The 16,355-nt window shown below is 50.9% G+C and carries 14 protein-coding genes; 4 read left to right on the forward strand and 10 right to left on the reverse strand.

What is annotated here, in order from left to right:
* Positions 1 to 92: 92 nt before the first annotated feature.
* Positions 93 to 944 (reverse strand): transporter substrate-binding domain-containing protein, encoded by an 852-nt coding sequence (locus tag MKZ15_RS12260; protein ID WP_155605915.1) that lies wholly within the window; start codon positions 942 to 944, stop codon positions 93 to 95.
* Positions 945 to 1,221: 277 nt separating this feature from the next.
* Between MKZ15_RS12260 and MKZ15_RS12265 the strand changes: the two genes are divergently transcribed.
* Positions 1,222 to 2,970, forward strand: coding sequence for an alpha-glycosidase (locus MKZ15_RS12265; protein ID WP_339816365.1), 1,749 nt, complete (start codon positions 1,222 to 1,224; stop codon positions 2,968 to 2,970).
* Between the two features lie 28 nt (positions 2,971 to 2,998).
* On the opposite strand, the gene glgA is transcribed toward MKZ15_RS12265, so the two are convergent.
* A complete protein-coding gene (gene glgA, locus MKZ15_RS12270; protein WP_339816366.1) occupies positions 2,999 to 4,429 on the reverse strand; it encodes a glycogen synthase GlgA in 1,431 nt (476 codons plus the stop codon).
* On the reverse strand, positions 4,426 to 6,309 hold the full coding sequence (gene glgB / locus MKZ15_RS12275; protein ID WP_339822406.1) for a 1,4-alpha-glucan branching protein GlgB: 1,884 nt from the start codon (positions 6,307 to 6,309) through the stop codon (positions 4,426 to 4,428). Before glgB ends, glgA begins: the two co-directional genes overlap by 4 nt.
* Positions 6,310 to 6,539: 230 nt before the next feature.
* On the opposite strand from glgB, the gene MKZ15_RS12280 reads away from it, so the two are divergent.
* A complete protein-coding gene (locus tag MKZ15_RS12280) occupies positions 6,540 to 7,760 on the forward strand; it encodes a glucose-1-phosphate adenylyltransferase (RefSeq protein WP_155605912.1) in 1,221 nt (406 codons plus the stop codon).
* 83 nt (positions 7,761 to 7,843) lie between these two features.
* Here MKZ15_RS12280 and MKZ15_RS12285 read toward each other — a convergent pair whose 3' ends face one another.
* The 6 genes from MKZ15_RS12285 to MKZ15_RS12310 form a co-directional block, all read right to left on the reverse strand.
* Positions 7,844 to 8,386 (reverse strand): GNAT family N-acetyltransferase, encoded by a 543-nt coding sequence (locus MKZ15_RS12285; RefSeq protein WP_339816367.1) that lies wholly within the window; start codon positions 8,384 to 8,386, stop codon positions 7,844 to 7,846.
* Positions 8,387 to 8,427: 41 nt separating this feature from the next.
* Entirely contained in the window at positions 8,428 to 9,867 is a 1,440-nt protein-coding gene (locus tag MKZ15_RS12290) for a HAMP domain-containing sensor histidine kinase (protein WP_339816368.1), read from the reverse strand.
* Positions 9,864 to 10,562, reverse strand: coding sequence for a response regulator transcription factor (locus MKZ15_RS12295; RefSeq protein ID WP_059042890.1), 699 nt, complete (start codon positions 10,560 to 10,562; stop codon positions 9,864 to 9,866). Before MKZ15_RS12295 ends, MKZ15_RS12290 begins: the two co-directional genes overlap by 4 nt.
* Before the next feature lie 29 nt (positions 10,563 to 10,591).
* Positions 10,592 to 11,818 carry a hypothetical protein gene (locus MKZ15_RS12300; RefSeq protein WP_339816369.1) on the reverse strand — a complete coding sequence of 409 codons (1,227 nt, stop codon included), beginning with the start codon at positions 11,816 to 11,818 and terminating at the stop codon, positions 10,592 to 10,594.
* Positions 11,819 to 11,862: 44 nt separating this feature from the next.
* Positions 11,863 to 12,597: an ATP-binding cassette domain-containing protein gene (locus tag MKZ15_RS12305; RefSeq protein WP_155605908.1), complete on the reverse strand. Its 735-nt coding sequence runs from the start codon at positions 12,595 to 12,597 to the stop codon at positions 11,863 to 11,865.
* A gap of 90 nt (positions 12,598 to 12,687) precedes the next feature.
* Entirely contained in the window at positions 12,688 to 13,887 is a 1,200-nt protein-coding gene (locus MKZ15_RS12310) for an MFS transporter (RefSeq protein ID WP_339816370.1), read from the reverse strand.
* Between the two features lie 166 nt (positions 13,888 to 14,053).
* Here MKZ15_RS12310 and MKZ15_RS12315 point away from each other — a divergent pair, with 166 nt between their 5' ends.
* A complete protein-coding gene (locus MKZ15_RS12315; protein WP_193416196.1) occupies positions 14,054 to 14,971 on the forward strand; it encodes a helix-turn-helix domain-containing protein in 918 nt (305 codons plus the stop codon).
* 101 nt (positions 14,972 to 15,072) lie between these two features.
* Positions 15,073 to 15,840, forward strand: a complete 768-nt coding sequence (locus MKZ15_RS12320; RefSeq protein WP_339816371.1) for an HAD family hydrolase — start codon at positions 15,073 to 15,075, stop codon at positions 15,838 to 15,840.
* A 22-nt stretch (positions 15,841 to 15,862) separates the two neighbouring features.
* On the opposite strand, the gene MKZ15_RS12325 is transcribed toward MKZ15_RS12320, so the two are convergent.
* Positions 15,863 to 16,354: a DUF4358 domain-containing protein gene (locus tag MKZ15_RS12325; protein WP_339816372.1), complete on the reverse strand. Its 492-nt coding sequence runs from the start codon at positions 16,352 to 16,354 to the stop codon at positions 15,863 to 15,865.
* Position 16,355: the final 1 nt, after the last annotated feature.

Genomic DNA, 16,355 nt, shown 5'->3' on the forward strand with positions numbered 1-16,355 from the left:
CCTTTCTTCCTCCTCCTTTACCTCAAACCCTTACGCAAAAAAACAGAAAATAGCGAAATGGCTTCGCTATTTTCTGCAGATGGATACCGTGATTATTTCTCGGCCAGCGCGCTCGCTTCGGCAACGAATTGATCGATGCTGCCAGCGCTAATCAAGCGATCGAGCGTTGTATTCACTTGATCCAACAGCTCCTGGTTGCCTTTCTTGATGCCGATCACGTAACCATCATCTTCAGTCACCGGTTTGGCATCCGTGATCACCAGGCCTTTCACGTTCTTCACGAACGATTCAGCAACCGGTCCTTCCAGAATGGCTGCATCAACACGGTTTGTGTTTAGCTGCATAATGATATCGTTGATTTTACCCAGCGAAGTCAATTGAGCGTTCGGGATTTCTTTAGCCATATCTTCTTGAATGGAACCTTGCTGAACGCCGATTTTAGCGCCTTCCAGCGATTCCATCGTGTTGAATTTATCTTTGTCCGCTTCACGGGTCACAACAGCCTGCTCGGCTTTGTAGTAAATTTTCGACATATCGATTTGTTCGGCACGTTCTGGAGTCGGGCTCAACCCCGAGATGACGAGATCAACGCGTCCACTCGACAGCTCATTCAGCAGGGTGTCGAATTTCAAGTCTTTGATCTCAAGCTCAGCGCCCATATCCTTAGCGATTTCTTTGGCGATCTCGACGTCAAAACCAACGATTTCGTCTTCGCCTTTGTCATTCTTAATGTGGAACTCGTACGGCGGGAAGTCAGCGCTCATGCCGACGACCAGCTTCTTAGCCGGTTCGGTTTGTTCTCCGCCCGCTTGGGTTTCGTTTTGGTTCGCGGCTTGACCGGCGTTGTTCGCCGTGTTCCCGCTGTTATTTTTTTCCTGACCGCAAGCGGCCAGCACCAAAGTTACCATCATGACTGCTATGAATAACATGCCCCATTTTTTCATGGATCTCTCTCCTGTTCTGCTTCGATATTTTCGTTCTAAGATGATTACTGGGCTAATTATAAATCAGAATGCATATATATGCAAAACAATTTTCATAGCATTCATCATATTTTCACAGTTCCGACTTAAGTCGTCCCTAGAGATTCCCATTTATCATACTTTGGTCAATTTCTTGAATATTTATGTTTCGCTTCGGGTTCATGCTCCGCATCCCGTTTGGGAATAATGAACTCTATAACGATCGATCACGAGTATTCACGAGAGGAGGCGCCAAACCGTGCTGCTTGAAGCGCTCTACCACGTTCCCCGAGATAAATGGGCTTATGCTTACGACCCCATGACGATCCACCTCCGCATCCGGACCAAACGGGATGATGTTGAACAGGTTTACGCGATGACCGGGGACAAATACGACTGGGCGGGAACTTACCAGGAACTGCCGATGGAAAAAGCGGCTCATGACCGCATGTTCGACTATTGGGAGGTTGCTGTGCGTCCCAAATATAAACGCCTTTCCTATGCCTTTAAGCTCACCGCCGGGACGGAAACGGTATACCTGCTGGACGCAGGAATTCAATCGGAGGCCCCCCATCCGCCCGGCGAATGCTTCGAGTTCCCGTATATCCACGAAATTGAAGTGGTCAGGGTACCGGAATGGGCGAAGCAGGCCGTTTTTTATCAGATCATGCCGGAGCGGTTCGCCAATGGAGATCCGTCCAATGATCCGAAACCGGTTGAGGCTTGGGGAGGCAAGCCAACCCGTGATAATTACTTTGGCGGAGACTTGCAAGGGATCATCGACCATTTGGACGATTTAACGGATTTAGGCGTCACGGCGCTTTACCTGACCCCTCTGTTTACGGCGCCCTCCAATCATAAATACGATATTGTGGATTACAAGCAGATTGATCCTCACTTCGGCGACAATGCTTTGCTGAAAACCCTGGTGGAGCGTTGTCACGAAAGAGGAATTCGGGTTGTGCTGGACGCGGTATTTAATCATTGCGGCGAGCATTTCCCTCCGTTTCAAGATGTGCTCAAAAACGGCGAAGCTTCGCCCTATTCCGGCTGGTTTCACGTAAACCGCTTCCCGGTAAAAGTAGAAAACGGGGTACCTACTTATGATACGTTTGGTTTTTTTCCCAATATGCCAAAATTTAATACGGCCAACCCTGATTTGAAAAATTATTTGCTAGGCGTCGCCGAATATTGGATTAAGGAAATCAAATTAGATGGTTGGCGGCTGGATGTAGCGAATGAAATCGATCATCCGTTTTGGCGCGAATTTCGGCAAATCGTGAAACAAGCGAATCCGGAGGCTTATCTGATCGGAGAAGTGTGGAGCGATTCGTTGAATTGGCTGCTGGGAGATCAATTCGATTCCGTGATGAATTACCCGTTTGCCGATAAAGTGCTAGAATTTTTTACTGGAGGGGTCGACGGAGCCGCCTTCTCCGATGAGATGGGTTCGCTGATCATGCGATATCCGCATCAAACGAATGAAGTCGTCTTTAATATGCTGGGGAGCCACGACACTCCGCGCCTGCTAACCCGTGTCGGTGGCGACAAGCGAAAGCTCAAGCTATGCGTCGTGTTTCTCTTTACCTATATTGGGACGCCTTGTGTGTTTTACGGCGATGAAATTGGACTCACCGGCGATGGAGATCCGGACTGCCGTAAATGTATGGAATGGGACCGCAGCAAGCAGGATCGTGAGCTCTATGATTTCTACAAGCTGATGATCGAGCTGCGCAAGCGGCATACCGCTCTCCGTCACGGCCGTTTTCGGTTTTTGCATGCCGATCCGGGGGATCCCAGTATCATTTACGAACGTATGGACGAGCACATGCATTTTACGGTTTGGATGAACAATACACCGAAGGCGGTTACCTTAACGCATCCCATGCAGACGAGCGATTGGCGGGATGCCCTGACCGAAGAAGCGGTGGCGCCGGTGAATGGGATCATGAACATCTCACTCGAAGCCTACGGTTTTCGAATCCTGTACCGACACATTCAAAATTAACAAAAGGAAAAGCGGACGCAAACGTCCGCTATTTCTTTAGGCTTTCGTAAATTTGGATATATTGCTGAGCCGAGGCATCCCATCCGTAATCGCCGGCAAAGGCATTCGCTATAATCTGGCTCCAATGCTCGGGCTTATGATAAAAGGACAACGCCCTGCGCAGCGTATGCAGCATGTCATGTGCGTTGTAATTGCGGAATGAGAAGCCGTTGCCTTCTCCACTAAACTCGTTATAGGACTGCACCGTATCGTTCAAACCCCCGGTTTCCCGCACGACGGGGATCGTTCCGTATCGGAGCGCCAGCAATTGACTGATCCCGCAAGGCTCGAACCGCGAAGGCATAAGGAACAAATCGCTGCCGGCGTAGATGCGTCGGGACAACGCGTCGCTAAATTTAATTTGGACCGCCAGCTTTCCCGGGTGACGGGTTGCCGCTTCCCGGAACCAGTCTTCATAAGCGCGATCCCCTGTGCCCAGCAGCACGAATTGAACCTCATTTTCGCTTAGCCATTCATCCAGCACCCGAGTGACTAAATCCAGTCCTTTGGGTTCGACCAGACGCGTGACCATCGAAACAAGCGGCGTTTCCGGTGCTTCCGGCAACCCGAGTTCCCGCTGGAGTATCGGTTTATTGGCTCTCTTCTGCTCCAGACTGCGGCCGTAGCGAGCAAATAGCTCCAGATCCGTCTCCGGGTCGTAGGCCCGAGCATCGATCCCGTTCACGATTCCCGATAACCGTCCGCCCAGCGAGCGAAGCAAGCCGTCCAACCCGTAGCCGTAATGCTCGGTCTTGATCTCCTCCGCATATGTCGGACTCACCGTTGTCACATGGTCGGCATAGACGAGACCGGCTTTCATGAAGCTGACGTTGCCGTAGTACTCCACCCCGTCTGGCGTGAAATAATCCCAAGGGAGCCCTAGCAAATCCCCCAGCACCCCTTCCGGAAAAATCCCCTGGTACAGCAAATTATGTACCGTATAGACAGTTCGAATGTTCCGGTATTCCGGCCGATTGTGGTAATGCTCCCTCAGAAGCAGCGGAATCATCGCCGTATGCCAGTCATGGCAATGGATCACATCTGGAACGAACCCGATCAGCGGAAGCAGCTCGAGCACGGCCCGATCCAAGAACGCAAACCGTTCGCCATCATCCCAATGCCCATAAACCCCTTCCCTGCCATAATAATCCTCATTATCGATCATGTACACGGGGATCCCTTCCCAGATCAGTCGAGAAACGCCGCCATACTTGTTCCGCCAACCGACCGGAACTTCACCGGTACCTAGATGCTCCAAACGTTCACGATATACTTGCGGCAGCTCGCGGTATCTTGGCATAACAATCCTCACGTCATGACCAGCCTCAATCAACGCCTTCGGCAAAGCGCCGATCACGTCGGCCAAACCTCCGGTTTTGATGAATGGTGCGACTTCTGCCGCGGCAAATAAGATCTTCATCCTTTCGCCCTCCTTCTTGGCACTTGGCGCTTCCATACCGTCAGGCTCAGCGGAGGAAGCGTAACGATTATGCTTTGGGATTGCCCGTTCCAAGGCGTTCCTTCACTGAGCGCTGGCTCTGGCTGCAGGTCGCCTGATCCGCCGAAAATAGCATCATCGCTATTGAAAGCAAGTTCGTATCGTCCTGGCAGCGGAACGCCAACACGGTAACCGGTTCTTTCCACGGGCTGATAATTCAGCATCACAAGCAGCCAATCTTGCGGTTCTATTCCTTTTCGCACATAAGCTATTACGCTTTGCTTGTCGTCGTCCGGGATGATCCACTGATACCCCTCGGGCTCATGATCCAGCTCCCAAAGCGCCAGTTCCTGCCGATAGAAACGGTTTAACGCCTGGCAATAGCTTTGAACGTTCCGGTGAGCCTCATATTCAAGCAGAAACCAATCCAGTTCACCCTGATCCCGCCATTCGATAAATTGACCAAATTCACCGCCCATAAATATCAGTTTTTTCCCCGGAGTGGTCAGCTGATACCCAAGCAACAGGCGAAGTCCGGCAAATTTTTGTTCATAAGTGCCTGGCATTTTATCCAGCAGCGATTTTTTGCCATGCACGACCTCGTCATGGGATAACGGCAGCGTGAAGTTCTCCGAATAGGTATACCAGATTGGAAACGTAAGCAGATGATGGCGATTAGGCCTCTCTTCAAATGGGGTTTCGAAATAATCCAGCGTGTCGTTCATCCAGCCCATATTCCATTTGTAATTAAATCCGAGACCGCCGTGGTGCGCGGGTGCCGTAACCATCGGCCAAGCGCTGGACTCTTCGGCCATCATCAAGGCATGCGGGAAATAGCGAAATACCGCGGTATTTAATTGCCGCAGGAAATCGATCGCCTCCAGATTCTCGCTGCCGCCGTGTTCATTACGCGCTGCCGCCCAGGAAGGTTTCTCGAAATCGAGCCGGATCATACTGGTGACGGCATCCACTCTGAGCCCGTCAAAATGAAACATTTCAAGCCAATATATCGCACTCGAGATTAAAAAAGAACGAACTTCCGGTTTACTAAAGTCAAAACTGAGCGTTCCCCATCCAGGTTTCTCCGCCTTTGCCGGGTCCGTATATTCATACAGCGGCGTTCCATCAAAAAGACGCAAGCCATGATCGTCCTTCGTAAAATGACCCGGCACCCAATCGAGCAGCACGCCGATCCCGGACTGATGACAACGATCCACGAAATGCATCAAATCCTGCGGCTCGCCGTATCGACTGGTCGGTGCAAAATACCCGGTAGCCTGATATCCCCAGGATAGATCATACGGGTGCTCGCAAAGCGGCATGATTTCGATATGAGTGTATCCCATATTTTTCACATAAGGAATTAACAAATCGGCCATTTCTCGATAGGAGTAATACGTTCCGTCGGACCGTTGTTTCCAAGTGCCAAAATGCAACTCATAAATGTTTAGGGGTTGTCCGTAAGGTTCGCTCCGGTTTTGAATCCAATTACCGTCACCCCATTCGTAATGATCGAGCGAGGTGACTATTGAGGCCGTATTCGGCCTCACTTCGGCGTAGAAGGCATAGGGGTCCGCTTTGTAACAGGTCTCCCCATTCGGTCCGGTAATTGCGAACTTGTAAAAACTTCCAACCTGAACATTCGGAAAAAAACGAGTCCAAATTCCCGAATCGGGTATCTTATATAGTACATCACGCGTCCCCTTCCAACCGTTCCAGTCGGCGACAACGGCGACTTGGCATGCATTCGGGGCCCAAACGGTAAAGCGGACACCGCGTCTCTCCCCTTCGACTGCGGGATGAGCGCCAAACGTGCGGTAGCTTTGATAAAGCGTCCCTTCGCAGAACAAATAAATATCCATCGGGGATACAGCAGAAGCCCATGAAGATTCGGACCCGGAATCGAACAAATATGTCACCGCCTTTACATGATATGAAAAGAATTCAAGAAACATTAGAAATTCAAAAAAAATTTCAGTATTTACAATAAAATGATGTAATATTTTCGTTCGTTTTCCATAATTTATTCCAACTACATTATATCCTTTAATGTATGTGCTACACAGTCAAAAACATACGGGAGGGAAATGAAATGAGGAAAAAGGACTGTATTGCCATGCTTCTTGCAGGCGGGGAAGGACGGCGCTTGTCTCCGCTGACCACCAAGCAGGCGAAACCGGCCGTGCACTTTGGCGGACAATACCGGATCATCGATTTTCCTCTCAGCAACTGCGTGAATTCAGGGATCGACACGATTGGCGTGCTCACACAATACGAAGCAGCTTCGCTTCACGAGCATATCGGCGAAGGCGAACCCTGGAAGCTAACGCACTCGGAGGACGGCGGGATCACTTTACTGCCCGCGTTCCGGGAAGGTGTGGAGGAATATGCGGGAACGGCGGACGCCATTTACAAGAATATGGCATTCGTTGATGGCCATTCGCCCAAATACGTCCTTATCCTTTCGGGAGACCATATTTATCATATGGACTACCGTCGCATGCTGGAGTTTCACCTGAATCACCAAGCCAAAGCAACGATTTCTGTGATGCCAGTACCCTGGGAAGAAGCCCATCGCTTTGGGGTTATGTCCAGGGATGAACGGAACCGCATCACCGAATTCGCGGAGAAACCTCCGCAACCAACCAGCAATCTTGCTTCCATGGGGATCTATTTATTCGAGTGGGATTTCCTGAAGCGACAGTTGGAGGAAGATGCGGCCAATCCCCACTCCAGCCATGACTTCGGCAAGGATTTGATCCCGAAAATGCTGGCGGGAAGTGAACCGCTGCACGCTTATGAGTTTCAGGGATATTGGCGAGATGTGGGAACCGTTCAAAGTCTGTGGGAAGCGCATATGGATTTGCTTGCCGAATCATCCGAATGGAAGCTTCATCGGGAGGATTGGCCAATGTTTACGCGAGAGCGGCCGGGCCTTCAGGGGTTTGGCAAAAAACGCAACACCCTAGCGCCCCACTCTCTCGTCCACGATCATTGTTCCCTCGAAGGATTCGCAGAACGTTCGGTGATCTTCGGAGGCACGGAAATCGGTCGGTATTCTCGCATTAAAGACAGCATCATCATGCCTGGTGCCAAAATTGGCCGTAACGTCCAGATCGAGCGAGCCATCATCGGCGAAGGAGCCGTCGTCAAGGATGGGGCAATAATCAAAGCAGAACCCGCAGAAATCAACGTTATCGCGCCATACGAAACTGTGTATGCGAAGCCGATGAATCGGCCTCAACCGTCCCGTTTGCTTCAGGAGGTCTACGACAACGCTCCTCGGCTACGGGCCGAGGGTTTGCTCTCCTGACATGACAAAAGAGGCCTCTTCGAAAGAATCCATGGATGATCTTTCGAGGGTGGCCTCTTTTGGCATTGTCATTAGCTTTGTCATTAGCTTTGTAAATAGACTTGGGAATCCAACTGATACAAATTAAATTCGCGTTCGTTTAAGCTGCCTGTTCCTTGGGGTTGGAATCCTAAGCTTTGATACAATCGGTTCAACTTCAGGTTCTGATTCCAGCAGTCAAGACGCAGGCCGGTGCGCTGCAGCGCTTTGGATCGTTTGGCCGCATAACGCAAAATATCGGCGCCTAGCCCAAGCCCGCGGAAGGGCAAACGGATCGTCAGTCGGTGCAGATAGCTGTATCCGGGGATGTTTCGTTCCCCCCAATATTCCGGATCGGAGTCCTGCAGGGTAAACATCGCCGCCACTTCGCCCGAGCTATGCAGCAGGTAAATCTCCCGCTCCTCGTAGAATGAGCGAATTACCTCCGGCGAGAATTGCTGCGGATTCCATTGCTTAATCCCGTTCTCTTGCATCCAGTTGGCGGCCTCAACCAACATCCTCCGAACCTCTTCCAAATCATCTTCTCCAGCTAAAGTAACGGTAAATGTCCCCTGAGCTGTTTCCAGTGTATCGATCAATTTATTCAAGGTAAGTCCCTCCTATTCATAACGATCAATTGGCTTTATCGCTAGGTCTGTGGCCCACCTGGAGCCGCTTCGGTTTTCATGTCACTGAGCAGCGGCAGCGTGACCGAAACGGTTGTCCCGACACCTAACTCGCTTTGAATTTCCATTGCCCCATGATGCAGTTCAACCAGTTGCTGGCTGATCGCCAGTCCCAGTCCGGTACCGCCTCCCTGGTGATTAACCTGGAAGAATCGATCTTTCACCTTGTTTAGATACTCCTCGCTGATGCCTATCCCGGTATCGATGACTTCGATCCGCACACGTTCGTTCTCCACGCGGCTAATGACGAGATGGATCCAGCTTTGCTCATGGGAGAATTTAATGGCATTGTCCACCACATTCAGGAACACCTGCTTCAAGCGGTTGCCGTCCCCGCTGACGATAGCGCTGCCCTCGGTTTTGTCCTCGAGTTTCAATTGAATTTGCTTCTGCTCCGCCTTGGCCCAGACATTCAACATCGTTTCCTGAAGCAGTTCCTTGAGGTTCACCTCGCCGATCACCAGCTTCATTTCATTGGATTGCAATTTCGAGAAATCAAGGATCTCTTCGACGAGACCGATTAAGCGATCCGTTTCCTTGGCGATGATCCCCATCCCAATTTTCGTTTCCTCAGGATCGAAGCCGCCGGAGGTTAATGTTTCGCTCCAACCTTTAATCCCCGTCAGCGGCGTGCGCAGCTCATGCGAAATCGAGGAGATGAAATCGTCCTTGATCTGATTGCTGCGAACAATCTCTTCGGCCATATAATTTAGGGTCGAAGCCAACTCGCCCAATTCATATCGATAATTCCCCTTGATTCGCGCATCGAATTTGCCTCTGGCCATCTGTGCCGATACCGCACGGATATTATTAATGGGTCTGACGATCGAATTGGCCAAGCCGATACTAAACAGCGTAACCAAAGCCAGTACGGCTGCCGAAACGGCAATGGACATAAACGTTAAATTCAACAGCTTGGAATTCACCGACTCCATCGAAGTGACGTAGCGGACGATATATTGCGTTTGCCCTTGAATTTGCAACGGTCTCGAAACAGCCATAACCAATTCCCCGGTCGCTGTCTGACGCCCAATCCACTTCCCGACGCTGCCGGCTAACGCTTGCGGAACATCGCTGGTTTGTATCGCTTTGTCCGCTTGGAATGCGTTGGTGCTCGCCTTGACCTCGCCGCTGCGGTCCAGAATCATCAGTTCCGTGTTATCGAGCTCAAAGGTACGCAGCATCTCCGTAAAATAGTCCGGATCCCCTTCCGCATTCAGCCGGACGAACTTCTGAAAGTAATCGGAAGCCCACATCGAATGATTGGACATATGGTTATAGATCGTATCGTAATAGTACATGCGAATGGCCAGCGTAAAAATGACCTCCACCATAAACAAGGTTACGAATACGACGATGAAATAGTGTAAGACGATTTGCCGCCCAATCCCTTTCTTGATCATTGTCCCTCGCCTTTCCACTTATAACCGTGCCCCCACACGGTTTGCAGGAAAGCCGGTTCGGACGGATTGGTTTCGATTTTTTGCCGCAAACGGCGAATGTTCACGTCCACGATCTTCGGATCGCCCATATACTCCTTGCCCCACACATGATCCAGGAGCAAATCGCGGCTGAGCGGCGTATTCTCCTTCTCCAGGAAGAATTGGATCAACGAAAACTCGGTTGGAGTCAGCTCGATCAGCTGACCGTTCTTCTTGAACTGTTTAGAGATTAAATCCAGCGTAAATGGTCCGGAGGTAAACGTGACCTTCGCACTGCTCTCACGGTAAACGTTCACTCGGCGCAGTAAGGACTGGATCCGTGCGATCAACTCGGTTGGGCTAAACGGCTTGCTGACGTGATCATCCGCGCCGACGGACAAGGCGTACACCTTATCCTGCTCCTGGACTTTGGCCGTTAGAAAAATAATCCCGATCCGTTCGTTCGTTTCGCGGATGCGGCGGCACACCTCAAACCCGTCAATCCCCGGTACCATCACATCGAGGAGCGCGATGTCGATGTCTGGGACACTCTGCAGCTTGCTTAACGCTTCATTGCCGTCCGCCGCCTCAAGGACATCAAAGCCGTTGCGTTTCAAGTTAATGACGATAAAACTGCGGATAGACTCTTCGTCCTCCAAAATCAGCACTTTACTCAATTTGCTTGCCCCCTCTTCAAAAAAACGGCTTAACGCTTGATCTCCGTCTCGCCTTTATTAACCTTCAAATCCGTATGGCTGAGGAACCCGATGACCTTATCGGCGTCCCGCGCGAGCAGATCCCAATCCGTTTTGTTCCGTTCCCATTCCGACAGTGTGAAGAAGCGGATCTCTGCGACCGGTTCGTTCGTGTCGGTTTTGACAAAAATCAAGTGCTCGTTTTTGTCCGATTTCGTATCGATTGTCACATTCCCTTGCCATTCTTTCGGGAAGTTGAAGTAAAAACGTCCGGCCATATCCATGTACTGCTGCATCACGAATTTGAGACCCTCTTTCTCCTCCCATTGATAATACGAAAACAGCCATGGAATTTCATCGAATGAAATATATTCCCAGCCCTTCGGCTTCTCCAGCATGCCGATCTCCAGCAGGCCGTCGTTATTCACATCCCCGCTGAGGATTGGGTATCCCTTTAACGTCATATCTTGCGAAGGAAGCAAATTGATAAGCTGCCCTTCCTTCATGACGATCACCGTTGAGAAAGCGGAGTGGGTTCCGACGGTAGCATCAAGAATTATCCCTTTGAGGTTTCGAGTGATATTCCCGCTGACCGCATTATAGTACTCGCTGATGGGATCGTCGAGTTCCAGATGGCTCAATTCTTTAAAAGAACCGTCATATTGGTAAGTCGTTACCGTCGCATATTGCTCCCGCTTCAAATTCACGACCGTAATGTCCGGGATCTCGTCCTTATTCAAATCGTCTACCATAAAATAATGATAAGGCAACGCGATCGCCTTCTCGACTTCAGTACCATCGTAAGTATATACGGTTAACCCTTTTTGAAGTTCCTCGGAACCACTGGAGAAGCCCGCGATGATCTCCAGTTTGCCGTCGCCGTTCAAGTCAAGCAGATCAAACGTTTCGAGCACCTGGCCCTCGCCGTCGAATCGTACCTTCAGCACCCAGGAGTTCCCCTGATGCTCCAAGATCATCCCGTGAATCCGCACCGCTTCATCCGGCGTTTCATAGAACACCACTGCTTCTTTAATCCCGTCGTTGTTCAGATCGGGCGTCCGGATGGAGCTGATGTTGCGGACATCTCGCGGCGAGACGATTTCTCCGCCTTTCAACTCCGCCTTGATGACGCTGATCAGCGATGCGCGATCCGTGGAGAGCTGCGGGGTTTGCATTAACGATTTGGGATCGCTTATAAAACTGCAGCCGCTCAGGATCAAGAGCAAACAAGCTCCCACCCAAGCGGTTAACCTCCTTTTGGTGAACATCCTCATCACTCGTTTCATGCCAGATCAATTAGGCGTTTATCTTCCGGTGTCAAGCGACGACCGGATACGTCAAGCTTAAGTTCCCCCTGATGGAGTCCCCAGATTCGCGTACAGTAACGCTCCGCCAATTCCAACGGCAGCGCCGCAATCACGATCTTGTTCTGCTGCGTGCAGAGGTCTTTCAGCGTCTCCAACACCCGTTCCGCCGACTTGGGATCAAGACCGATCACGGGCTCGTCCGCAGCAAGAAAGCTCGCTCCGTGAACCAGCGCTCGGCAGATCGCCACGCGTTGTCGTTCACCACCGCTCAGCTTACCGGCTTTGACATGGGCTTTGTCCAGCAGACCGTATTTCTCCAGCTCGTCCATCGCTCCCATGTAATCATCAGACCGAACCATTCCGGTTAATCGGCGCAGCAGCGGGGTTTGCCCCGCTTGTCCGATCAGGACGTTCTTCAGCGCGGTTTTTTCGGGATACATCGACGGGTTCTGTTCGAGATACGCACATTGGGAACGGTATTTCTGCGATCCGCTTCCGCCGCCTTCGATCACCTTATCCCCATTCCACGTATAATCTCCCCGGTTCCACCGTTCGCGCAACGCTAAGCAGCGAAGAAGCGTGCTTTTTCCACTGCCGCTCGCTCCGACTACCCCGATCATTTCCCCTGCACCAAACTGGACGGTGATGTCGCGGAGTACCTTCTTTTTATTCCCATCCACTGATTTCAGCAAGTGGTTGACTCTGATCATATCCGATTTCTCCTTCTACGTAAGACGCACTTTGTCAGTCATGCAATTTCCTTTACCTTTTAGTGTATTGGAAAAACCGGCGAAAATCCATTACAGCCTGTTCATATTTGCGCTTTTTTTACCAAGCTCCGGCTTAAACGCTACCCCGGACGCGGAAAACAACAAATATGCCGAACCCAACAGGATGAACAAGAGTGGCGCAGCGCCCAGTTGCATCGCGGCTCCGCCAAGATTCGGGCCAATAATGCTCCCAAAGTTGAAGTGGAAGGATGCGATGACATTGGCCACTGGAAGCAAATGACGCGGAAGCAAATCGGCGGCGTACGCCAGACCTAGCGAGAAGAACGAGCCGACTAAGCCGCCCGCCCCCATAAACAAGAGCAATAACGCCATGAAATGGTTGCCAGCCAGCGGTACGGCCAAGAACAGCATCCCGCCGGTCAACCCTGCGGCCATCAGCACTTTCTTGCGACCGTATCGGTCGCTCAGCATGCCGAGCGGGAGCTGGAGAATCAGCCCGCCGATCCCAAAGAACGGCAGCAGCGCAGCGATATCCGCGGCGCTAAGTCCTGACCGTAAGCCGTAAATCGGGAAGTTGCTGTTCATCGAAGCTTCCATATATCCGTAAAGTAGCGAAGGCAACAAGGCAAACCAAGCCAGCCGATAAATATGCGGAATTTTGCGTGGAGCACCAGGCTCCTCCTGGCGAACCGGTTCCGGCGCACGGTTTGGCAAATAAACCGCCGCAAGGAGCACGATGGCCAGAAACAGCACGGCCAAGATCACGAAAGGTACGGCATGCCCGAATTCCAGGAGCCGAATGCCCAGCGGGCCGATGCTGAAGCCAAGTCCGTAGGACATCCCGTATAACGAGATGTTCCGCCCTCTTTTTTCCGGTGGCGACACTAAAATGATCCATAATTGCGACGTAAAATGAATGGCGCTGTCTCCGATCCCCACCAGCAAACGCAAGATGAACCACAGCCGCAAATCCGAGACCAACGGAAATACGGGCAAGGCGAGCATGACGAGAACGACGCCGCCCAACAGCAGGGGCTTGAATCCGGTGCGGCGCAGCAGCTTTTCGGCAACCAGGGACATGGCGAAGGATCCTACATATAAGGCAGCCGCATGCAGCCCGTTTACAGAGGAGGAAATCCCCCTTTCTTCCATAAATATGGACAACACCGGCAGCAGCAATCCTTGGCTGAGCCCTGCGATCACGATGACAGCGATCAGGATGAATGTTGGCGGCAATAACCGATGAGTTCTTGATGACTGTAAATTCAAATGAAGCACTCCTTTATATAAAAACAAAGAAAAATCGTCAAAATACGGACGACTTTTCTCAAAGTGATCTTTTCCCGATAATCCTTAAACATTATAGTGGACAATCCCCTCCCTAACAAGCCATAATGAATCTGTATGCAATGATCTTTGGGAGGTTTGTTCTGTCATGGCCTATGATGTGAAAGTGGACCATTCCTTGGTCTACGAACTGATCAGCAGCTTTATGATATATACAACGCAAAAATGGGTGAACAATCTGGATGTAGGTCCGGAATGGATCGCTGAAATCGACGCCCGTCTCACGCCGGAAGAGCGACTGAAATTCGCTGAAGCCTCTAAGTTCCCGTTCGCCGACTACGATGTGTTATACGTTTGGGCATTGGAACGGAGCGTGGATGGAGAGGTATCCAAGTTTCTGAACGAAGTGGCAGAAACCCCCGTCGACACCCTTTATCATCGCACTAAATCCTACATTCCCTCTGTGAATAATGATGATATAGAACGGATTCGCGCCAGCTACATCCCATTATTGAATTGCTGGCAACGTCTTTATTTTGGCCTGAATGAAAACCAATTTCTCCCGCTGCTGGAGGAAGATGCTGCCGAGAAGCACACGTTGCTGCAGAAGATGGATACCGATGCATTGATCGAATACGCCTCCGGTGGTTTGGTACTGGAACCACTTAAGCCGATCACGCAGGTTGTGTTGACCCCTTCGATTCATTTTCGGCCGATTAATACATACGTCTTCTACGAAAATGTGCTGTTTATCCAGTATCCTCTGGATATCCCGGAGCTTGACGAGGATGAACCGCCGATGGTGCTCAAACGTCTGACCCGAGCGCTTGCCGAACCGCAGCGGTTGCGCCTCCTCCGCTACGTCGCCGACGAGCCGAAGTCCATGCAGGAGATGCTGACGGATCTAGGCGAGCCTAAGGAACAGTTGATGCACGACTTGATGCGGCTTCGAGTTGCCGGCTTACTGCGCATCCATCTGCTGGCTCAGGACACGGAGAAGTTCAGCATCCGACCGGACGGCGCGGCGGAGCTGCAGATGTTCCTGGAATCTTACATCCGTTTATAGCTTAGTCAGCCTATGAGCCTTTGGCGGGACGCTTGTGCTTGTGTTAGGATAGAGTTATACGTAGAGACAAGCGTTTCCTGGATAAAGGAGTGACCCATTCAATGAATAAGACCCTGCTGCAACAAGTCATTTTTGATTTGGATGATACGCTGGTTCATTGCAATAAATATTTCGATTTGATTCTGGATCAATTTGCTGACCTGCTTACCGATTGGTTCAAAATGTACGGCATAACCACAGCAGAAATTCGCGAGAAACAAACGGAAATCGACGTCGCCGGCGTCCATCAGATTGGGTTTGCCAGCTCGCATTTTCCCGAGTCACTGATTGACACGTACCGACATTACGGTCAGTTGACGGGACGCAAGGTGCTCGCCAAAGAGGAAGACCGGCTCATGAAGCTAGGGCTGAGCGTATATGAGCAACCGATCGAACCCTATCCCGGTATGGTCGAAACGCTAAACCTCTTGCGCAGCCAAGGCCATGAACTCCATCTCTACACCGGCGGCGAAACCGTGATTCAGCAGCGGAAGATCGAGCAGATGCGGTTGGCCGATTATTTTCAGGACCGGATTTATATTCGCCAGCATAAAAATGTCGAGGCACTGGAAGATATTTTGCACGCGAGACAGTTTGACCGTTCCCGTACCTGGATGATCGGCAACAGCCTGCGTACCGATGTCATGCCTGCCCTTTCCGCCGGAATCAACGCGATCTATATCAAAATCCCCAATGAGTGGCTGTACAACATAGTGGAGCTCCAGCATGACGGGGATGCGGAAATGCACACGGTCACTTCGCTCGAAGAAGTCCCGCGGGTGATCTTTAATCAAATTCATCAAGTTGAACGGCAAAAACGGACCTTGTAGAGGTCCGTTTTTGATTAGCCAATCATGAAAACGTGTCGTTAAAAATCCGCTCGATAACATCCGCCTCAGCCGAGACTGCGAATAGGATGTAAAGACCTTGTGTTTTCAGAACGTGCTTCTTAACCAGATCATACTCTGCCGGACGATAATCCATGAATTTTGCGGTTTGTGCCGCAATTCTTTCTTCGATTTTCTCCATGATGTGGTCCTTCTCGCTTTCATCCTTAAGCCGGATCACCAGCAACTCGTCCGCCTTCACGTTGGAAGATGCCGTATACAGTACGAAACTCGAGACATCCTCACTCGAAAGATGATACAGCTTCTTGAACCTCTTCGCGTCACCTTGCTTCATGTTTCCTAGGTCTGCCGATTTCTGGATCCTCTCACCGACTTCGACCGCCGAAAAGTTGCCGTTTCCTCCTTCTTTCCCTGTACACCCAGTTAAGAAGCCGATGGCAAAGGCCAACGTCAAAATCGCAAGGATCCGCTTTCCTCTCCATACATTTAATCGCATT

Origin of the sequence: Paenibacillus sp. FSL R7-0216, from assembly GCF_037969915.1 — a bacterium.
Lineage (GTDB): Bacteria > Bacillota > Bacilli > Paenibacillales > Paenibacillaceae > Fontibacillus > Fontibacillus rhizolycopersici.